Consider the following 19,944-nt stretch of genomic DNA (forward strand, 5'->3'; position numbering starts at 1 on the left):
ACGATCTCTCCTTATGTTTATAAGTGGATTCCAGAATATTTTCTCAAGGCCGAGCTTTAAAATTAACTGTGACAACGAGATTTCTAGACTTATTTGACGGGAAAATGTGATGTTTCTTTTTTCTGCAGAGTATTATTAATAATAATTGCACTTAAATAAGATTATTATTTGATAAGTTTAGATGAAACAATCGAATTTGCAAGGTGTAGTTTTTGAGCGGGAAACGCAAATGCGGAGAAGAAATATCTCGGTATTTGCGTTTAATTCCTAATCAAAAATACTTAAATACCTCAAGACACTTATTGTTACAAAGGCGACCAGGTCGAAAAATTGCAGCAATTTGGGTCATGCCTTATTACTTAATCGCGAATCTCTAAAGCGCGATTAAGACTGAGGGCTGCCAGTGAACATGCAGCACCCGATAACAAGTAGAAGCTTACATAGGCAAGACCGAAATGCGCAGAAAGACCAAGCGCCACCAATGGAGCGAAGCCCGCGCCGACCAGCCAGGAAAGATCCGAGGTCAAGGCAGCACCCGTATAGCGATACTTTGGAAGGAAGTTGGAGGTTACTGCACCTGCAGCCTGGCCATACGACAATCCGAGCAAGCTAAAGCCAACCCAAATGAAAATATTTTGGCCGATTTCTCCGCCGTTCATTAGCGTTGGTATAAATCCACTGAGTACCGCAATCAATATCGCGCAACCGCCCAGAGTCGTACGTCGCCCTAAACGGTCAGCAATCAAACCTGATGCAATCACGCCTACCGCCATCAGTGCCGCACCGATCACCTGAATGACTAGGAAGTCACTAGGCGAACGCAGCGAATATAAACTGATCCATGATAATGGAAACACGGTAACGAGGTGAAACAATGCATAACTGGCAAGTGCCGCGAGCGCACCGATGATCAGATTGCGGCCTTGCGATCGGGTCATCTCAATGGCGTTGGTTGGCTCCAGTTCACGCTCATCCAGCAAACGCGCGTATTCATTGGTGGATACCAATCGCAAGCGTGCAAACAATGCCACCACGTTAATAGCAAATGCCACATAGAACGGATAGCGCCAGCCCCAATCAAGAAAGTCATCAGTTGTCAGGTTGGATAACATGTAGGCGAACAGGCTGCCCGCAATCATAAATCCGACCGGAGCGCCTAATTGTCCAAGCATCGCATACCAACCACGTCGATTTTGTGGAGCGTTAAGTGCCAGCAACGAGGGTAGGCCGTCCCACGAACCGCCGACAGCAATCCCTTGACCAATTCGCAAAAATGACAGCAAAACGATCGAGGCAAAACCTAAGTGCTCATACGCAGGTAAAAACGCAATACCGGCAGTTGAGATACCCAGCATGAAAAGCGCAGCCGTGAGTTTGACCTCGCGCCCAAACTTGCGCTGGATCGCCATAAAAGCAATTGTCCCGAACGGTCGCGCAAGAAAAGCAAAAGAGAAAATAACAAAGGCGTATAGTGTCCCCTCCAGTCTAGACTCGAATGGAAAGAATACCGACGGAAACACTAACACAGACGCCATCGCGTAGACAAAAAAATCGAAATATTCGGAGGCGCGGCCGATAACTACGCCGATCGCAATTTCACCTGGCGCGATTTGGGCGTGATCAGATTTGTTGTTTCGAACATTAGAGCGGTTCGAATCTGAATTAAAATCAGCGGGAAGTTCGCTACTATGGATGTGAATGCTGGTCATGATTCGTTCTCAATTTGGGTTTAGGTGTTGAACGGTCCCACCCCTCATATTGCTCGCTAGGGTAGGACAAAACGTCCAATTGCCAAGGCATACCGCCAGATGTACATTATCATATTTTATTGCTTCGACTGGAATATTCCTGCATGGTCTCCCTAATTGTTCGTCGCGGATGGATGCTCTTTCCCGCCTTTTTGTTGGCTGGCTGCAATACGGTGCTGATGAATCCATCTGGTGACATCGCCGTTCAGCAGGGCCACCTCATTGTCGTGTCCACATTATTGATGTTGCTAATCATAGTTCCTGTGATCGCGCTGACAATATTGTTTGCATGGCGCTATCGAAAAAATAATACTAAGGCGACCTACGAACCGGATTGGGATCACTCGACGCAGCTGGAGTTGGTCATCTGGGGCGCGCCGTTGCTCATTATCATCGCCCTTGGTCTATTAACCTGGATCAGTACGCATACGCTAGACCCTTATAGAAAACTTACGCGTCTTGACGCCGCGCGTCCAATTCCCGCCGAGACCAAGATATTGACGGTTGAAGTTGTGGCGCTTGACTGGAAATGGTTATTTATTTATCCCGAACAAGGTATCGCCACCGTGAATGAATTGGCGGCTCCGGTTGATGTGCCTATTCACTTTAAAATTACGGCGTCTTCAGTGATGAACTCTTTCTTCATTCCAGCACTCGCCGGTCAAATTTACGCGATGCCAGGCATGCAAACTTCACTTAATGCAGTGATCAACAAGCCCGGTGAGTTCGAAGGCTTTTCGGCCAATTATAGTGGTGCCGGATTTTCAGATATGCGCTTCAAATTTCATGGCATGACGCCGGAAAATTTTGATAAATGGGTACAGGAAGCCAAGGCCGGCGGCGGGGCACTAAAGCGTGTCGACTATATGCAGCTTGAAAAACCTAGCCAACGCGAGCCTGTGCGCAAGTACGGCACAGTGGACAACGATCTGTACCATGCCATCGTTAATCGATGTGTTGAGCCTAACCAGATGTGCATGGACAAGATGATGGCGAATGGTATGCACGGAAAGATGGACCAATCCCATGAATAAAAACCTACAAGAAGGCTGTCCGGCGGGCTGTGTAGCGCGTCGCTTTACAGGCAATGGCGTGGCAGTGTGCGCTGCGCCCCTCTTTTTCCTCGGAAAGTAACGATGCTAGACCACATTAATCTGACGAAGCTGATCTTCGGCCGCCTCACATGGGATGCGATTCCGTATCACGAACCTATTCTGCTAGCTACCTTTATCATGGTGGGTATTGGCGGACTAGCGGTTTTTTCTGCAATAACATATTTCCGCCTTTGGGGCACTTTGTGGCGCGACTGGTTTACAAGTATCGATCATAAGCGGATCGGTATCATGTACATCGTACTTGGTTTAATTATGCTGCTCCGTGGCTTTACAGATGCTTTGATGATGCGTGCCCAGCAGGCATTTGCCTTCGGCGGTGGAGATGGATTTTTACCCCCGCATCATTACGATCAAATATTTACGGCACATGGCGTGATTATGATTTTCTTCGTTGCCATGCCTTTGGTGACAGGATTAATGAATTATGTTGTGCCGCTCCAGATCGGCGCACGTGATGTCGCCTTTCCATTCCTGAACAATTTTAGTTTCTGGATGACGGCCTTTGGTGGTGGCTTATGCATGGCATCTCTATTCATCGGTGAGTTTGCACGCACTGGTTGGTTAGCCTACCCGCCGCTGTCCGGGATACTGGCTAGTCCGGATGTGGGGGTCGACTACTATATCTGGTCCTTGCAGATTGCCGGGGTCGGGACCTTGCTGTCCGGTATCAATCTACTCGCAACCATTGTGAAGATGCGTGCGCCGGGCATGAACATGATGAGAATGCCGATTTTTACGTGGACGGCTTTGTGCACTAACGTATTGATCGTAGCCGCTTTTCCTGTACTGACGGCCGTACTCGGCATGCTGGCGCTTGACCGTACAGTTGGCACTAATTTCTTCACCAATGACATGGGCGGCAACGCCATGATGTATGTCAACCTGATCTGGATTTGGGGTCATCCTGAAGTCTACATTTTGATTTTGCCAGCCTTTGGTGTTTTCTCCGAAGTCGTTGCTACATTCAGTAGCAAGCGTCTGTTTGGATATACTTCAATGGTGTACGCGACCGTGGTGATCACGATCCTGTCTTATCTGGTTTGGTTGCATCATTTCTTTACCATGGGTTCCGGAGCCAGTGTTAACTCGTTCTTTGGCATCACGACGATGATTATTTCGATCCCGACCGGCGCGAAGATTTTTAACTGGTTATTTACCATGTATCGCGGGCGGATTCGCTTTGAAGTGCCGATGCTGTGGACGATGGGTTTCATGATTACCTTCGTTATTGGTGGTATGACTGGCGTCTTGCTGGCGGTTCCGCCTGCCGACTTTGTTTTGCATAACAGTCTGTTCCTGATCGCCCATTTCCATAATGTGATTATCGGTGGCGTACTGTTCGGGATGTTTGCTGGTATTAATTACTGGTTTCCGAAGGCTTTTGGTTACAAACTTGACGACTTCTGGGGCAAGTGCTGCTTCTGGTTCTGGACAATCGGTTTCTACTTTGCTTTCATGCCGCTTTACGTATTGGGCCTGATGGGCGTGACACGGCGTCTTAGCCGTTTTGAAGATCCATCACTGCAAATCTGGTTTCAGATTGCCGCCTTCGGCGCAGTATTGATAGCGCTTGGTATTGGTTCGTTCATTGTGCAATTGATTGTGAGTTATCGTCGTCGGGAATCGCTACGCGATACTACTGGCGATCCTTGGGGCGGTCGTACGCTGGAATGGTCAACATCTTCACCACCGCCAGACTATAACTTTGCGTTCACACCACGTATTCACGATAACGACGCGTGGACTGACATGAAGAGTCATAATTTTGAGCGACCAAAAGAAGGGTTCGTTGCCATCCATATGCCGAAAAATACGAGCGCTGGATTTATCATTGCCGCTCTCAGTGCAGTTGTGGGTTTCGCTGTTATCTGGCACATGTGGTTGTTGGCTGGTGTCGGCTTCGTAGCGATGTTGGCAGCAATCATCGCCCATACTTTTAATTACAATCGCGACTATTTCATTCCTGCGGACGAAGTCGTCCGGGTGGAAGATGAGCGCACACGCCTGCTGGGTAGCCATGTCTGAACTCACTACTTCCTCCGCTAGCGCCATAGGCGCATTACCGAGCTCGCACTTTTACGTGACCGAGCATCATCCAGAGAATGGCACCTTGCTCGGATTTTGGCTTTACCTGATGAGCGACTGCCTGGTGTTCGCCGCTTTGTTTGCGACCTATGCTGTACTGGGTCGTAACTATGCCGGTGGTCCCACGGGTGCGGAGTTGTTTGACCTGCCGTTAGTGGCGATCAATACGTCATTATTGTTGCTGTCGTCGATTACCTATGGTTTTGCGATGCTGGAAATGCAGCGCAAACGGGTGCGCGCCACCATGATCTGGCTGGCGATTACTGGCTTGCTTGGTGCTTGCTTCATAGGCTTTGAACTCTATGAATTTATCCATTTAATTCATGAAGGTGCCGGACCACAACGCAGCGGGTTTCTGACATCGTTCTTCGCATTAGTGGCAACGCACGGTCTGCATGTGAGCTTCGGCATCATATGGCTGGTGACATTGATGTTTCAAGTTCGTCGCCACGGACTGACGCCGGAGAATAGTCGTCGGCTTATGTGTCTGTCGATGTTTTGGCATTTCCTTGACGTTGTCTGGATTGGCGTCTTCACCTTTGTCTATCTGATGGGAGTGCTTCCATGAGCGCGCATCAAGAACATCCTGCGCACGGCCCTCAACACGGTCATGATGACCATGCGCATGTCGATCATGGCAGCCTAAAAACATATGTCACCGGTTTTGTGCTGGCGGTGATTTTGACGGCGATTCCATTTTGGTTAGTGATGGGAAAAGTGTTTGAGAAGTCTAGTACCACCGGCCTCATCCTGCTTGGCTTCGCTGCTGTACAAATTGTCGTACATATGGTGTATTTTTTGCATATGAACACCAAGTCCGAGCATGGTTGGTCGATGTTGGCGTTAATCTTTACCGTGATGTTGGTCTTTATTATGCTAAGCGGTTCTGTATGGGTGATGTATCACTTGAATCACAACATGATGCCGGGCGTGATGACAGAGTCTGCACAGGAGACCGTTCCTGAGTCGATTCTGCAATCAGCTCCGCCGTCGCGTGACATGACAAAAATGCACAACATGCACACTATGCCATGAACCCCGCGCCGCGTGGCACGGTAACGCCCGGCAAAGTGCCGGGACAAACTGCAACAGCAGTTGCGCAGGATACCTCTTCTCGTTCCCGGCCCGCGGCGTTCCGCATTTTCATAGCGATTTGCGGATGTCTTCTTGTGTTTGCCTTTATGGCTCTCGGCACATGGCAACTCAAACGCCTGCAATGGAAGCTAGACCTTATCGAGCGCGTTGATCAAAGGGTGCATGCTCCCGCAGTCGCCGCTCCCGCTCAAGACCAATGGCAGCGCGTCAATGCTGATGCCGACGAATATCGCCATGTGCGTGTGACTGGCACGTTCCTATACCCACTGACAGTGCGCGTCCAGGCTTCGACGGATCTAGGCGGCGGCTTCTGGCTGTTGACACCACTACGTGGCGCAGACGGCAGCATCGTGCTAATCAACCGCGGTTTCATCCCTTCGAATGCGCAAGATCCTCACGAACGCACAGCGGTATCGAACGCCGGTATTTCAATCGTGACCGGGCTATTGCGCATGAGTGAACCCGGTGGTGGCTTTCTTCGACACAATGATCCCTCAAGTAATCGCTGGTATTCACGCGATGTGAAAGCGATTGCAGCGGCGCGTGGTCTGACTTCTATCGCTCCCTATTTTATAGATGCAGAAGCAACAAAAATATCTACGAATGAAAAGGTCGACGGCTCCGCGTCCAAGCGACCGGTTGCTGGTCTGACGGTCATCGCTTTTCACAACAATCATTTAGTGTACGCGTTGACTTGGTATGCTCTTGCCTTGATGCTGGCAGGTGCAGGTTTGTGGGTCGCGCGCGAGGATCTCCGTTTGTTGCGCTTAGGAAACTCAATGGATGCCCGTCGTAGTGATGGTGTTAATCGCGAAAGTGAAGATGGTAAGAAATAAAGAAGCCCTCGCTCCGACTGATTTGAAAGAGCATTCAGTGGAAGCGACCGGCTTTGAAAATGCCGCTGGCCACAACAATATGCTGCAATTGATCCAACTGCGATGGATTGCCGTGATCGGGCAGATCACAACCATTGCTATTGTGATTATCGGTTTCGATATTAGCCTTCCCCTGCCTCAGATGTTAGAGGTATTGGCATGCCTCATTGCCTTCAACATTGCTAGTCACCTGCGCTGGCACGAACAGCGTGTAGTCAAGAATAGAGAACTGTTTTTGGCGCTATTGGTAGATGTCGTCACATTGACAATTCAATTGCATCTCAGCGGCGGGACAACAAATCCTTTCGCTTTTCTCTTTTTATTACAGGTTATTTTAAGTGCAGTATTGCTCGAAGCCTGGTCAACCTGGACAATCGTCGCTATCACCATTGCCTGTTTAGCAGGTCTATCCCTATTTTCTAATCCGCTGACGTTACCGCTTGTTCAAGGGAACGGTTTATCCGATCTCTACGTCGAAGGTATGCTTATTTGTTTCGCGCTGATTGCAGCTCTCCTTGTGATATTCATTACCCGGATCAGTCGCAATCTTCGCACCGGATATGCGCAACTGGCCGACTTGCGCCAGCGTGCTGCCGAAGAGGATCATATCGTGCGAATGGGTTTGCTGGCTTCGGGGGCAGCGCATGAACTCGGCACGCCATTAGCCACACTGTCCGTTATTCTGGGCGATTGGAAGCGCATGCCCGAATTTAGTCGGAATAGTGAATTACTGGAAGAGATCAGTGAAATGCAGACGCAACTCACGCGCTGCAAATCCATCGTTAGCGGGATTTTGCTCTCTGCGGGAGAGGCTCGCGGAGAATCGTCGGTGAAGACCACGATCAACACTTTTTTGAGTGACCTGGTTGAGGATTTCCGTGCCACCCGAGCCATCATTACCTTTGTATATGAAAACCGCATCGAGCACGATATGCCTGTGGTGTTCGATTCGGCGCTAAAACAAATGATTTGCAACGTACTAGATAATGCGCTCGAAGCCTCCCCGCGGTGGTTATACCTCGAAGCCACGCGTGAAGGCGATGCATTGACCTTGCTGGTGACAGATCGTGGTACTGGATTTGTACCCGCCATGCTGACGCAAATTGGTAAACCGTATCAGTCGAGCAAAGGACGACCGGGTGGCGGTCTGGGATTATTCTTTGTTGTTAATGTCGCACGCAAATTGGGTGGCACCGTTGAAGCGTGGAATCGCGATGCGGGTGGGGCGGCGGTAAAGCTTACGCTACCGCTTGCCGCGATCAGTCTTGAAGAGCACGAAGACCATGCCAGTTGACCGCCTGTTACTCATCATTGAAGACGACGCCGCATTTGCCAGAACACTCGGACGCTCGTTCGAGCGACGTGGGTATACGGTGTTGTTGGCTGCAAACCTGACCGAGGCTACCGCATTGTTGCATCAGCATTCCCCGGGCTACGCAGTGGTGGACCTTAAACTGAACAGTAGTACGTCGGGGTTAGTGTGCGTGCAAATGTTGCACAAGCATGATCCTTCAATGTTGATTGTGGTTCTGACCGGATTTGCCAGCCTTGCTACAGCGGTTGAGGCGATTAAACTTGGGGCTTGCCAATACTTAGCCAAACCATCAAATACCGACGATATCGAAGCAGCCTTTGGTCATATTGCGGGCGTCACCGAAGTCGCACTTCCTAATCGGGCGACCTCAATCAAGACGCTCGAATGGGAGCGTATTCACGAAGTTCTGGTGGAAACTGATTTTAATATCTCTGAGACAGCACGTCGCCTGGGAATGCATCGACGTACACTAGCGCGCAAACTCGAAAAGCAACGCATTAAATAATTCGGATCAGGCTGGCTACCAAGGCAGTCTATCCCCATTGTAGGAGTAAAACTGCCCTGTATCGGCTGCAGTTAACGTGTCTAATACGCCGAGCATATCATTGGCGGCAGCGTCAGGCGTGCGGCCAATCTGGGCTCCACGAAATGGTTCGGATAATTTGGAGTTGACGGTGCCAGGATGCAACGCGATCAACACTGCGCGTGGTTTCGTTCGATTGATCTCAATCGCGGCCGTTTTAACGAACATATTCAAGGCCGCTTTTGAGGCGCGATAACTGTACCATCCGCCCAAACGATTATCTTCAATGCTACCTACCTTTGCAGAAAGAATTGCCATCACACCTCTTTCGCTATCCAATAGCTTTGAAAAATGGCGAATAATCATTGCCGGACCAAAAGTATTTGCTCGAAATGTTTCCATCATTTGCTGATATTGCAAGTCGGCCAATTTTTTTTCAGGCATAAATTCGGGCGTGTGGAGGATGCCAGCAGCATTGATGATGACATTAAACGGGCCTTTAGAAAGGAGTGCCTGAGCAGCGTCGGCGATACTTTCCTCCCGGTCAAAGTCGATTGCCGGTTGCGAATGGCGATGGAGCGCTTCGACAAGTGCGCAGTCTGGATTGGCTTTCAATACATCTACAAAAGCAGAACCAAGTGCGCCTGACGCGCCGATTACCAACGCTTTGAAATGATGGGGAAATGATTGCATTTTCATCCTGACTCCTGGTTTGAACGAGACGTATTTTTAAAATACCTGAAACGATACATCGAAAAATACCGATGAAAATACAGGTTGCGATCCGTGTGTGATAGTGCCACGGTGCCACGATGACAAAGTCAGTTTATGGCTGGACCCATAGCCTGATAAATATTCTTATTTACCAAAATAAACAGCGATATCCCTACAACTTAGGAGTCTGTCGCAATTTATTGCTATGTATTTAAAGCTATGTATGAGACTGCTTATATTAATGCCATAAGTCTAAGAGCATAAGTCGCATTCGTGATCACATTGCGCTCAAACTAAAAATAGTTGAATCAAAATGGTGTTATCTGTCGCTGTTGCAACATGTAGCACAACAGCATGGGTATAGATATTTGTAAGAGGAGTGATCAGGATCTTCCAAAAGAGCCCAATTCAAAATGCGCTGCGCAAGTAGAGCCGAGAAGTGTGGATTATTGTTTGCTGATTGTTCGTTAGCTGTTCTATTGCAAGTTTGCTGACTGAGCGAACACTGCTCGGTAGTCAGGTCTCATGCCGAATGTTGAGTCCCAGACATATCGGACTATTTTTGTTCTAACCAATGAGTCAATAGATGGTCTAGCGTCGCCCCCATCAGAAGGTAGAGTAGCAACGTCGCCACAATGGTGAGCCCAGCCAATACCCATGGAGAAACCTGATAGAAGCATTCGAAGCGCCTTCGGCCTGATGGATCGAGGATCAGCGGATGGTTCTGCGTGGAACGAAGTGTGTCAATTTGCTTATTTAGCGCCGTTATCAAGGCGATGCGTTCTTTATCGTTGATATTCATGTAGCGTCCTTTGAACCCCAAGTTGAGGATAATGCTATAGCATTCGAGCATATCGAGATCGGGAGGCGTTTCACTCATGCGTGCCTTCAGGGATTCGACGATGCGCTCACCTGCATCACGATACTGAAATAGTGCGAAATGCAAAGGCGAGTCAAACCATTTTAATTTTGTATTTTCGGATAGATGACACGTCACCGTTTCATCAATCAACGCGCATTGTGCATAAACAGCCTCGTGCCTGATGTCGTCCGCAACCCCGCGATGCTCTAAGGCGCGATCAAATTCGGCGACCAATTTCAAACATTCCGCACCTAGAAGTTCGATAGAATCGGGCATGGCATGCTGCGCGAGCAAAGAAACTTTCAATGTAGTTGCACGTAGCAACGCACGCATTGATAAGGTTAGATGGGACGAAACTAGTGTCATGCGCTCTTTCTTCTGGAAATGCTGAGGCGCTCGTATACTGTTCTTTTGTTGGATTGTTTTCTCTTTGCTTTCAACTAGACAGGGCTGCATTTTTTTCTAAATTTAATCAATCAACCTTTTCCAATATCAACTGAGGATGAATTCTTTCAGTGAATTATTTTCAGTAATTCAATCCATTAACCGGCAGAACCTCGTTTGACGTTTGATTATGGCTATTTTTTGTCTATGTAGAAGTCGGACAGGCCATAACGAAACCCACAGTAAGATCGACGACGATATTGCAAATAGTCCAAATCGCAGGCATTACCAAATCTATTACTAATTTTATACAAAAGATTAATTTTGGGTTGAAAAAAATTTGCTATTTTGCAATGGTTCACATTTGAGCATTGACGCTACGTAAGGACCAATCACGGCCTTTTCCATCATTTTTTTGTCTGAGCGTCCATTTTTTAGTACTTTCGTCTCCTTTCGAATTTCTCTCAAAAATACGCATCGGAGTTGACAGGCTGAAATTTCAGGCATAGTCTTCGTTTATTGGTCTTACCATTGAATTGGTAAGCGGAACCTTATTTATAAATATGTCATTCGATCCTATTATTCAGACCTCCGTTTCCGAGCAGGTAGCGCAGCGACTTTTGCAGATGATACGTACCGGTCAGCTCAAGCCAACGCAGCAATTGCCACCAGAGCGTGAGTTGGCGACTATGTTGGGAGTTGGTCGTCCAGCTGTGCGAGAGGCAATCCGCGGTTTGTCATTATTAGGCTTATTGCGCATTAGGCAGGGCGAAGGGACCTTCGTTGGTTCTCTGCATCCGCGTGAATTGCTTGAACCGTTAGAAATGATTATCGACCTTAACGCTGGCAGTCTCGATGCACTATTCGATTCGCGCATCATTATTGAAAGCGGCGTAGCCGCTTTGGCAGCAACGCATATTAGTGAAGAGCAATTGGCTTTCCTGGCAGCTACGGTAGAGGATGAAGTCGCCTTGTTGAGTGATGCGGCCACTTTTGCGGCCGCCGACGTCGCATTCCATGAGGTCATTATTGAAGCCTGCAATAATCCTTTCCTGCAAAGTATTGCCGGAAGTTTGTATGTATTGGGCAAAAAAAGTCGCTCTATTACATCCCGTATTCCAGCCGTTTTGGAGCGCAGTCTTCAAGATCACCGCGATATTCTGGCAGCGCTGCAAGCGCGCGATCCAGAGCGCGCCGCACTGTCTATGCGCAATCATTTATTGCGCGTACGTGAGGGCTACCAAAATGCCACCCACAGCGCCGATGCCGCGGCATCACATCTGCCACTCACCTAAACACTCCTTTATCGCCGCCTTCAAATCGTTAGCACGGGCTGTTGGTAACTTTATAACGACCATCGCCCGGGCGACTTGCCTCAGCATTTACGTCAAAAATACGTCTTTGTATTTATCTCATTTTTAAGGAGTCCTTCATGACCAATCGTTTAGCGGGTAAAACCGCATTGATTACCGCCGCTGCACAAGGTATAGGCCGCGCTACCGTTGAGGCATTCCTGCGCGAAGGCGCGCACGTGATCGCCACTGACATCAATGAAACACTATTAGCCGAACTGTCAACGCTGCCAAATTGTGTCGTGCGTAAACTTGACGTGACCAATAACGAAGAAGTCAAAGCCATAGCAGCAGAATTTGGCACCATCGACGTCCTGTTTAATTGCGCCGGATTTGTTCACCACGGCACTATTTTGGAATGCGATGAAGATGTGTGGAATTTCTCCTACAATCTCAACGTCGGGTCCATGTATCGGACTATTCGCGCCTTCCTGCCCGGCATGCTGGCTAACGGTGGTGGCTCGATTATCAATATGTCATCTGCCGCTTCCAGCATCAAGGGTGTGCCGGTCAGGTTTGCTTACGGCGCAACCAAAGCCGCGGTGATCGGATTGACGAAATCCGTTGCTGCCGATTTCGTTTCAAAGGGCATTCGTTGTAACGCCATCTGTCCCGGCACCGTAGAATCGCCGTCGTTGCGCGGACGTATCGCTGAACAGTCTCACACCAGCGGTCAAAGTGATGAGCAAGTGCGTCAAGGCTTTGTCGCACGCCAGCCAATCGGACGTCTGGGCAAAGCCGAAGAAATCGCCGCGCTGGCCTTGTATCTGGCCTCGGATGAATCTTCCTTCACGACCGGGACCAGCCAAATTATTGACGGTGGCTGGTCAAACTAATCGTCATTCAGGTAACCGTAATAGTGGCCGGTCAAATCGATTGAGCATCCATAAACGCATTAGAAACAGGAGCATATTTTGAAATTATTACGTCACGGCCCCAAAGGTCAGGAAAAACCAGCAGCGATGGACACTAACGGGAAAATTCGCGATCTGTCATCGATCATTAGCGATATCAGTCCAGAAGTATTATCCCCGGCTGGCCTGAAAAAATTGCAGGCAATCGATTTGTCAACGCTGCCGGAAGTGCCTGCACCGCAGCGCTTTGGTGCGCCATTTACAGGCCTGGGTAAATTCATCTGTGTAGGACTGAATTACAGTGACCATGCGGCCGAATCTGGCTTGCCGGTACCATCTGAACCAGTATTGTTCAATAAATGGTCGAGCTGCTTTGGCGGCCCTAACGATCCGATCGTCATGCCGAAAAATTCGGTCAAGACCGACTGGGAAGTGGAGTTGGGCGTGATTATCGGCAGCAAAGCGCGCTATGTCACGGTGGAAAATGCACTTAGCTATGTCGCTGGATACGCGGTGATAAATGACGTATCCGAGCGTGAATACCAGATTGAGCGCAGCGGCACCTGGGATAAGGGCAAAGGCTGCGACACGTTTGGGCCGGTGGGTCCTTGGCTGGTTACCGCCGACGAAGTTGGCGATCCACAAAACCTTTCCATGTGGTTGGACGTCAATGGCACACGCTACCAGAACGGTAATACCAAAACGATGGTTTTTAATGTCGCATTCCTAGTGCATTACATCAGCCAGTTCACAACACTTTATCCTGGCGACATTATCTCAACGGGCACGCCACCAGGCGTTGGCATGGGACAGAAACCGCAGGTTTTCTTAAAAAATGGTGACGTCGTCAAACTCGGAATCGAGAAACTGGGCGAGCAACAGCAAACTGTGCATACATGGAACGAAGCCTTGCTTGACTAAGAAGATTGCCAACTTCAAAGAGGGGTGTGCGGCAACGTAAAGCATGGCCTGATTTGTAGCGCACAGGTTTGTCCAAACAGGCAATTTAATCCTTCGTACATTTACGTTGGAGCGCGGTCAATTGACTCCTGCTCCGGCCTCGTTGCGTCTATTTAATCAAAAATAGCCGCAACACTTATAAAAATAAAAGGCCAGTCAACACTGCATCGCTTTCAACAGAAGCGCAAGCGGGTTGCACGGCAGATTCCAGTTCAGCGCGAGCATAGACGAATGCGAACTGGTCCATCAATGGATCTCGTATCCTAACAGGAGCAAAGCATGTCCGTAGCCAGTAGTTTTGTCACGTCCAGTACCACAGCATTTGAAGAGGCAGCCTATCGCAAGATAACCTGGCGCATTATTCCATTTTTGATAGTGTGTTTTATCTTCGCCTATTTTGATCGCGTCAACATCAGCTTTGCCAAGTTGCAAATGCAAAGCGATCTCGGATTAAGCGACGCCGCTTACGGTTTTGGTGCAAGTATTTTTTTTGTAGGTTATTTTATTTTTGAAATCCCCAGCAATATCATCATGCATCGCGTCGGCGCCAAGCTCTGGATTGCACGCATTATGATTTCTTGGGGTATCGCTTCGTCCTTACTGATGCTGGTACATAACGAGACCTGGTTCTATGTATTGCGCTTTATTATTGGCGCGACTGAAGCTGGTTTTCTTCCTGGAATTATTCTGTATTTCACGTATTGGTTTCCAGCTAAAAGACGGGCCCGTATCAACGCCATTTTCATGACATCTATCGCCGCCGCAGGCGTCATTGGTGGGCCAGTCGCGGGTTTTATCATGACTCGCTTCGCGGGTGTCTATGGCTTGGCGGGCTGGCAATGGCTGTTTCTGCTCGAAGGATTGCCAACCATCGGTCTCGGTTTTCTGGTGTTGCTCTGGTTGGACGATAACATCGGCAACGCAAAGTGGTTATCCAATGCGGAAAAGAAGGTATTACAAGACAACATTGATAATGAAAACACAGACATCGTGGTGCACAGTTTTCTTGATGCGATCCGCCAGCCAGCGACCATTTTTTTGTCTATTGTTTACCTCTTCATGCTGATGGGATTATATGGCCTCACTTTTTGGCTACCGCAATTAATCAAGAACACCGGCATCGCCAGTCCGATGACAATCGGTTTGCTAAGCACAATACCGTACGCTGCGGCTGGTGTCGTGATGGTGCTGATTGCACGTAGTTCTGACCGCCATGGTGAGCGGCGCTGGCATCTTGGTCTTTGCATATTCGCCGGTGGGATAGGTTATGTATTAAGCGGATTGTTTGGAGATAACACGGCGATTGCATTGGCGGCACTCACTTTAGCGGCGGTTGGGGTGATTGGCTGTCTACCGGTTTTTTGGACCTTGCCACCGAAATTTTTGACCGGCACCGCGGCCGCTGGCGGGATCGCTTTGATTAACTCAATCGGCAATCTGGGCGGCATTATTAGTCCTTACATGGTGGGTAAGGTAAAAGACGTCACGGGCAGTACAGCGGGAGGGTTATACGCCATTGCGGCTGTCACCATTATTGCCGCGCTATTGGTAATGTTTGCTTTGCCACGGAGTATTTCCGGCAAAGATGGCGTCAATTGAAGTTTGGCTCGGCTCGGCCTGTATCGGCGAGTCGTCATGCAATCACGACCGCCATGAATACGGTGGATAGACTTAACAAAGTCAATCCAATGATGAACGCACCGTCAGCATAGTTTTCGAGTCGGGTACTTCCGGCCGAACGCATGGCAGCATAAGAAAGCACGCCGCTGGTCAAAAATACGAGGCTGTTCACTGCAAGCAAATGGCCTAGCCAAAAAGCCAGGCCATTAAATCGGGCAAGTTTGATAATGGAAAGGGCGGTGATGCACACACCAATCATTGTGGCCGATGATGGCAAGATGTGTTGCGACAGGTTATTTGAGTCGTTTGAGCGCATTTTTGACACCGAAATTCCTTCATAACCACTAATTAATTGATCGTGCAGCCGGTACTATCTGTTCTGATTTAGGCATGCATTTTGCTAGACAGTATTTTGTATTAAGGTTCGGTGAAGCGCAAAAATACGAACTGACCGCTTGAAAAAAATCAAGCGGTCAGTAATGTAATGTCTCATTTACTCCCTTATTTAAAGCATAAATAGACAGACTCAGCTTAACCTAACGCCAGTGGGACAAAGATTTTCTGTCCATCACGCTGCACTAACAAGGCAATATTCTTACCCGCCTTGTTCGACAGCTGCCGTAGTTGCTCTACACTATTAACCGGCGTGCCGTTAATAGACAGGATCACATCGCCAGCCTGAATACCCGCTAAAGCCGAAGGGCCGGTTACTTCCCCAACGATGAGTCCACCTGTAACACCGGCTTGTTGTCGTTCGTCCTGATTAAGTGGCCGCACAGCCAAACCAAGTCGACCTTGCGCGCCGCCAGCGTTATCATTAGACGCGAGCTTGCCCGCATCCATTTCGCCTACTTTGATGGACAGCGATTTAGCCTTACCATGGCGAACGACGTCAATATTTGCGGTACTTCCCGGCTTTGAATCAGCGACAAACTCTGGCAAATCTGCAGAGCGGTCAATTTGCTGTCCGTTAAAACGCAAAATTACGTCGCCAGTTTCCAAACCACCTTTTTCAGCCGGACTACCTTTGTCGACCGATCCGACTAATGCGCCTTCGGCTTTAGGTAATCCAAACGAGCTTGCTAATGCCTGATTAACCTCTTGAACGCTGACGCCGAGATGACCACGGGTTACCTTTCCGTGTTGTACAAGTTGCTGCTCAACATTCATCGCGACATTGATCGGAATGGCAAACGAAAGCCCTTGATAGCCACCCGTCTGACTATAAATCTGTGAGTTAATACCGATAACCTGGCCCTTTATATTAAACAATGGGCCGCCCGAGTTACCGGGATTAACCGCAACGTCTGTTTGAATAAATGGAACGTAATTGTCATCCGGTAAGGATCGTGATTTTGCACTGACAATACCCGCGGTAGCGGTATTTTCAAAGCCGTAAGGGGATCCGATGGCTAATACCGGTTCGCCTACTCTGGTTAGTGCCGGATTACCAATCTGTACGGTCGGCAGGTCTTTTGCCGCAATGCGGATCACTGCAATATCGCTCTGCTTGTCGGAGCCCAATACTTTGGCCTTGAACTCCCTGCGATCCGTTAATTTAACCGTCACCTCTTGCGCGCCATCAACCACATGCGCGTTGGTCAAAATTAAACCGTCGGAACTAATGATGAAGCCAGAACCCAGTCCCCGCATGATTTGCGGCGCATGTGGTACCTGTAATTGAGGGCCAAAGCGCTTGAAAAACTGTGAGAGCGGATCATTGGGGTCAAGTTGTCCTGAACTGCCCTCAGTAGCTGAAACATCGCTGGCCTTGGCGCTGCCGGTAACACTAATATTCACCACCGCAGGACCAGAGCGCTCAACAATCGTTGAAAAATCGGTTGCCACCGCTATCGGACCACCAGAGCTCGGCGGCGAAGCCGCAGTGGAGGGCAGCGGCGCAGTGATAACGTTTGCCGCATTAGCATTGGTAATGCCGGTACCAATCCCGTTGGAGTGGATGTAAAAACCCGCAACGACAACCAACACAGCGCTGGCAATAGCACTACGAGCAAATGTCTGACGATTCATGTGGTACTCCCTTGAAGTGGATGGGCCATGTCGTTTCGGCTTCTTTCATCACCATTTACACTGAGCACTAAATTGCACAGTGCCACGTCTAATATTTGATGACTTAAGCGGAAACGACCACCCTTGGGATACAGCATAAATTCGAAGAATTAAGCCAGACTTAAAAAGCAGTGTTAAAAAGAAAAATATGTATTTTATTTAAATACTTGTAACGACAACTTTGGTTATTTCAACGTTTGTCTTTCAAAGATTTTTGCAAAGGCTCCTTCAAAATTTATTACCTCATACAGCAAACCGTACGCTCGCAGACAAGCCATTTTTGTCATTGCGAAGGCTAACTGTCGCGTGATGCGCATCAGCAATTTGCTTGACGATTGCCAAGCCCAAGCCGCTGCCGTGAAATTGTCTCTGAGCGCTGGACGCCCGATAGAAACGATCGAATACACGAGGAAGATCCGCTTCAGGTATTCCCGGCCCGCTGTCACGCACCGTTACGATTACCTCACCAACGCCAGTGGTGATAGATACGTCGATAACGCCATGTTCCGGCGTGTGACATAACGCGTTATCGATCAGATTGTTGAAAAGTACGCGCAAGGCATCGACGTTGCCGACAATATTCGCCTGTGTCGCAGTGGTAATTCCCAGATCAATATTGCGGGCAACTGCCGAGGTAGAGAAGTCACCCACCACCGACTGCATCAATGCCGTCAGATCACTTTCGATCACCGCTTGCTGAAAAGCGCCCGGTTCCTGACGTGCCAGGGTCAGCAACTGATTCAATAAATGCGTAGCCCGTTCCAAACCGCGTTTGAGGTCAGAAAAAGACGCTTGCCGATCATCATCGGTGGTCGCACGCTCGGCAAGTTGCACCTGTAATCGTAATGCGGTAAGTGGCGTACGCAATTCATGCGCCGCGTCAGCCACAAACGCACGTTGCGCGTTGATTGCTCCGCCCAATCGTGCCAGCAAATCATTGAGCGCCTGCGTCAATGGTTGAATCTCTTGTGGCAAGCCACCATCCTCAATCGCCGCCAGCGAATGAAAATCTCGTGTCTGGACTTCAGCTGCGGCGCGCTTAATCGGTGCCAGACCACGCCCAATCACCAACCAGATCAATAGTCCCATCAATGGAATAAGTAGCAGCAAAGGAGACACGGTCTTGATTGCCATTTGCGCTGCGATTATCTGTCGCGCCCTCTGCGGCTGCGCCACTTGCACGACGGTATTGCCAATTTGGGCGCTATAAACACGCCAGATAGCATTATTTTGCAGAATATCGGCAAAGCCAAGTTCTGCTTGTAACGGCAATCTGGAGCGCGTATGCGAGTGATAGATGACAACGCCCGTGTTGTCCCAAATCTGAATCATGATATCGTCGCTCAGATCCGGCACGGTGTCATGGTCGGAGTCAATCGGCGAAAAAGCCTGGCGCGGCAACGACGCCACGATCTGCTTCATTTGATAGTCGAATAACTCATTGGCTTCGCTACGCGCCTGGAAATACAACCCAACTCCGGCCAGCAAAATAGCTGCCGTCAATCCGACCGCTAACCATAAAAGCAGATTACTGCGAATGGACCTCATTTGGGCACCCCATCGGGCACCGCATCGGGTACCACTTTTGCCACCGTTTTGGCCACCATATAGCCGACGCCACGCACGTTCTTGATAAAATCACTGCCTAACTTTTTACGCAAGGCGTGGATATACACTTCTACCGCGTTGCTTTCGATGCTGTCATCCCAGCCATACAGCTTTTCCTCTAGTTGCGCGCGTGACAGCACTGCGCCGGGTCGATCCAAAAACGCCCGTAACAGTGCAAATTCACGCGCGGACAAATTGATTTCGCAACCTTCTAGTCGTACTTCATGGGTGGCCGGATTTAACGTTAATTGCCCAACCTCAATCACCGGGTCGGCACGTCCCGATTGTCTTCGTAACAAGGCGCGTATGCGTGCCGCCAGTTCTTCAAGGTCGAATGGCTTAATTAAATAATCGTCTGCACCAGCATCCAGGCCAGCAACCCGATCAGCTATCGCATCGCGGGCAGTGAGGATGAGCACGGGAATCTGGCTCCCGCGCGCGCGTAACGATTTCAGTACGTCCAGACCATTTTTTTTCGGCAAGCCAAGATCAAGGAGTAATAATTCATAGTCTTCCTGGGCGACCGCGACTTCGGCTGCTTTGCCGTCCTGCACCCAGTCCACAGCAAAACCGTCCAGCCGTAACCCCTTGCGCACGGCCTCGCCGACCATTAGATCATCTTCGACCAATAACAGACGCATGGGATATATCCTTTTCTATATTAAGCGGTACTCATCAACGTAACAAGTAGACCTAAAAATCAATGTTTCCGACAGTTTAACGGCAAATAATTAAGTCCCCCTTAAGGTATTTTTTTGCCTTAA

General features: G+C 49.1%; 18 protein-coding genes. 11 read left to right on the forward strand and 7 right to left on the reverse strand.

The annotated features are described in order from the left end of the window. Window positions 1–359: 359 nt before the first annotated feature. Window positions 360–1,709, reverse strand: a complete 1,350-nt coding sequence (locus tag RGU75_RS18740) for an MFS transporter (RefSeq protein WP_322238565.1) — start codon at window positions 1,707–1,709, stop codon at window positions 360–362. Between the two features lie 143 nt (window positions 1,710–1,852). Here RGU75_RS18740 and cyoA point away from each other — a divergent pair, with 143 nt between their 5' ends. From cyoA to RGU75_RS18775, 7 genes are all read left to right on the forward strand, one after another. Continuing rightward, entirely contained in the window at window positions 1,853–2,782 is a 930-nt protein-coding gene (gene cyoA / locus RGU75_RS18745) for a ubiquinol oxidase subunit II (RefSeq protein ID WP_322238567.1), read from the forward strand. A 102-nt stretch (window positions 2,783–2,884) separates the two neighbouring features. Continuing rightward, a complete protein-coding gene (gene cyoB, locus RGU75_RS18750; protein WP_322238569.1) occupies window positions 2,885–4,888 on the forward strand; it encodes a cytochrome o ubiquinol oxidase subunit I in 2,004 nt (667 codons plus the stop codon). Next, window positions 4,881–5,516, forward strand: coding sequence for a cytochrome o ubiquinol oxidase subunit III (gene cyoC / locus RGU75_RS18755; RefSeq protein ID WP_322238571.1), 636 nt, complete (start codon window positions 4,881–4,883; stop codon window positions 5,514–5,516). Before cyoB ends, cyoC begins: the two co-directional genes overlap by 8 nt. After that, entirely contained in the window at window positions 5,513–5,983 is a 471-nt protein-coding gene (gene cyoD, locus RGU75_RS18760) for a cytochrome o ubiquinol oxidase subunit IV (RefSeq protein ID WP_322238573.1), read from the forward strand. The genes cyoC and cyoD overlap by 4 nt, the downstream gene beginning before the upstream one ends. After that, the gene (locus RGU75_RS18765; RefSeq protein ID WP_322238575.1) at window positions 5,980–6,879 is read left to right on the forward strand and encodes an SURF1 family protein; all 900 of its coding nucleotides are present in this window, start codon (window positions 5,980–5,982) and stop codon (window positions 6,877–6,879) included. Before cyoD ends, RGU75_RS18765 begins: the two co-directional genes overlap by 4 nt. Continuing rightward, window positions 6,827–8,212: an ATP-binding protein gene (locus RGU75_RS18770; protein WP_322238577.1), complete on the forward strand. Its 1,386-nt coding sequence runs from the start codon at window positions 6,827–6,829 to the stop codon at window positions 8,210–8,212. Before RGU75_RS18765 ends, RGU75_RS18770 begins: the two co-directional genes overlap by 53 nt. Further along, a complete protein-coding gene (locus RGU75_RS18775; RefSeq protein ID WP_322238579.1) occupies window positions 8,202–8,738 on the forward strand; it encodes a response regulator transcription factor in 537 nt (178 codons plus the stop codon). The genes RGU75_RS18770 and RGU75_RS18775 overlap by 11 nt, the downstream gene beginning before the upstream one ends. A 15-nt stretch (window positions 8,739–8,753) precedes the next feature. Here the strand turns inward: RGU75_RS18775 and RGU75_RS18780 are convergent, their stop codons facing one another. Continuing rightward, window positions 8,754–9,449, reverse strand: coding sequence for an SDR family NAD(P)-dependent oxidoreductase (locus tag RGU75_RS18780; protein ID WP_322240659.1), 696 nt, complete (start codon window positions 9,447–9,449; stop codon window positions 8,754–8,756). Window positions 9,450–10,026: 577 nt separating this feature from the next. Beyond that, entirely contained in the window at window positions 10,027–10,698 is a 672-nt protein-coding gene (locus tag RGU75_RS18785; RefSeq protein ID WP_322238580.1) for a DotU family type IV/VI secretion system protein, read from the reverse strand. A 581-nt stretch (window positions 10,699–11,279) separates the two neighbouring features. Here RGU75_RS18785 and RGU75_RS18790 point away from each other — a divergent pair. The 4 genes from RGU75_RS18790 to RGU75_RS18805 all read left to right on the forward strand — a co-directional run bounded on the left by RGU75_RS18790 (window position 11,280) and on the right by RGU75_RS18805 (window position 15,481). Further along, window positions 11,280–12,011 (forward strand): FadR/GntR family transcriptional regulator, encoded by a 732-nt coding sequence (locus RGU75_RS18790; protein ID WP_322238581.1) that lies wholly within the window; start codon window positions 11,280–11,282, stop codon window positions 12,009–12,011. Window positions 12,012–12,148: 137 nt separating this feature from the next. Further along, the gene (locus tag RGU75_RS18795; RefSeq protein ID WP_322238582.1) at window positions 12,149–12,904 is read left to right on the forward strand and encodes an SDR family oxidoreductase; all 756 of its coding nucleotides are present in this window, start codon (window positions 12,149–12,151) and stop codon (window positions 12,902–12,904) included. A gap of 78 nt (window positions 12,905–12,982) precedes the next feature. Beyond that, a complete protein-coding gene (locus RGU75_RS18800) occupies window positions 12,983–13,843 on the forward strand; it encodes a fumarylacetoacetate hydrolase family protein (RefSeq protein ID WP_322238583.1) in 861 nt (286 codons plus the stop codon). 318 nt (window positions 13,844–14,161) lie between these two features. Next, complete coding sequence (locus RGU75_RS18805) at window positions 14,162–15,481, forward strand: MFS transporter (protein WP_322238584.1); 1,320 nt, start codon at window positions 14,162–14,164, stop codon at window positions 15,479–15,481. 34 nt (window positions 15,482–15,515) lie between these two features. Here the strand turns inward: RGU75_RS18805 and RGU75_RS18810 are convergent, their stop codons facing one another. The 4 genes from RGU75_RS18810 to RGU75_RS18825 form a co-directional block, all read right to left on the reverse strand. After that, window positions 15,516–15,818 carry a hypothetical protein gene (locus RGU75_RS18810; protein WP_322238585.1) on the reverse strand — a complete coding sequence of 101 codons (303 nt, stop codon included), beginning with the start codon at window positions 15,816–15,818 and terminating at the stop codon, window positions 15,516–15,518. A gap of 215 nt (window positions 15,819–16,033) precedes the next feature. After that, window positions 16,034–17,533, reverse strand: a complete 1,500-nt coding sequence (locus RGU75_RS18815; protein ID WP_322238586.1) for a DegQ family serine endoprotease — start codon at window positions 17,531–17,533, stop codon at window positions 16,034–16,036. A 282-nt stretch (window positions 17,534–17,815) separates the two neighbouring features. Continuing rightward, on the reverse strand, window positions 17,816–19,120 hold the full coding sequence (locus RGU75_RS18820) for an ATP-binding protein (RefSeq protein ID WP_322238587.1): 1,305 nt from the start codon (window positions 19,118–19,120) through the stop codon (window positions 17,816–17,818). After that, the gene (locus RGU75_RS18825) at window positions 19,117–19,821 is read right to left on the reverse strand and encodes a response regulator transcription factor (RefSeq protein WP_322238588.1); all 705 of its coding nucleotides are present in this window, start codon (window positions 19,819–19,821) and stop codon (window positions 19,117–19,119) included. The genes RGU75_RS18820 and RGU75_RS18825 overlap by 4 nt, the downstream gene beginning before the upstream one ends. Between the last annotated feature and the right edge of the window lie 123 nt (window positions 19,822–19,944).

Origin of the sequence: Glaciimonas sp. CA11.2 (genome assembly GCF_034314045.1) — a bacterium.
In the GTDB taxonomy this organism is placed as follows: Bacteria; Pseudomonadota; Gammaproteobacteria; order Burkholderiales; family Burkholderiaceae_D; genus Glaciimonas.

Bases quoted from the DNA above. Each gene is read 5' to 3' on its own strand.
- RGU75_RS18775 (WP_322238579.1), top strand. From the start codon at position 8,202: ATGCCAGTTGACCGCCTGTTACTCATCATTGAAGACGACGCCGCATTT.
- RGU75_RS18770 (WP_322238577.1), top strand. From the start codon at position 6,827: ATGCCCGTCGTAGTGATGGTGTTAATCGCGAAAGTGAAGATGGTAAGA.
- RGU75_RS18780 (WP_322240659.1), bottom strand. From the start codon at position 9,449: ATGCAATCATTTCCCCATCATTTCAAAGCGTTGGTAATCGGCGCGTCA.
- RGU75_RS18740 (WP_322238565.1), bottom strand. From the start codon at position 1,709: ATGACCAGCATTCACATCCATAGTAGCGAACTTCCCGCTGATTTTAAT.
- cyoB (WP_322238569.1), top strand. From the start codon at position 2,885: ATGCTAGACCACATTAATCTGACGAAGCTGATCTTCGGCCGCCTCACA.
- cyoD (WP_322238573.1), top strand. From the start codon at position 5,513: ATGAGCGCGCATCAAGAACATCCTGCGCACGGCCCTCAACACGGTCAT.
- RGU75_RS18765 (WP_322238575.1), top strand. From the start codon at position 5,980: ATGAACCCCGCGCCGCGTGGCACGGTAACGCCCGGCAAAGTGCCGGGA.
- RGU75_RS18820 (WP_322238587.1), bottom strand. From the start codon at position 19,120: ATGAGGTCCATTCGCAGTAATCTGCTTTTATGGTTAGCGGTCGGATTG.
- cyoA (WP_322238567.1), top strand. From the start codon at position 1,853: ATGGTCTCCCTAATTGTTCGTCGCGGATGGATGCTCTTTCCCGCCTTT.
- cyoC (WP_322238571.1), top strand. From the start codon at position 4,881: ATGTCTGAACTCACTACTTCCTCCGCTAGCGCCATAGGCGCATTACCG.
- RGU75_RS18795 (WP_322238582.1), top strand. From the start codon at position 12,149: ATGACCAATCGTTTAGCGGGTAAAACCGCATTGATTACCGCCGCTGCA.
- RGU75_RS18815 (WP_322238586.1), bottom strand. From the start codon at position 17,533: ATGAATCGTCAGACATTTGCTCGTAGTGCTATTGCCAGCGCTGTGTTG.
- RGU75_RS18825 (WP_322238588.1), bottom strand. From the start codon at position 19,821: ATGCGTCTGTTATTGGTCGAAGATGATCTAATGGTCGGCGAGGCCGTG.
- RGU75_RS18805 (WP_322238584.1), top strand. From the start codon at position 14,162: ATGTCCGTAGCCAGTAGTTTTGTCACGTCCAGTACCACAGCATTTGAA.
- RGU75_RS18790 (WP_322238581.1), top strand. From the start codon at position 11,280: ATGTCATTCGATCCTATTATTCAGACCTCCGTTTCCGAGCAGGTAGCG.
- RGU75_RS18810 (WP_322238585.1), bottom strand. From the start codon at position 15,818: ATGCGCTCAAACGACTCAAATAACCTGTCGCAACACATCTTGCCATCA.
- RGU75_RS18785 (WP_322238580.1), bottom strand. From the start codon at position 10,698: ATGACACTAGTTTCGTCCCATCTAACCTTATCAATGCGTGCGTTGCTA.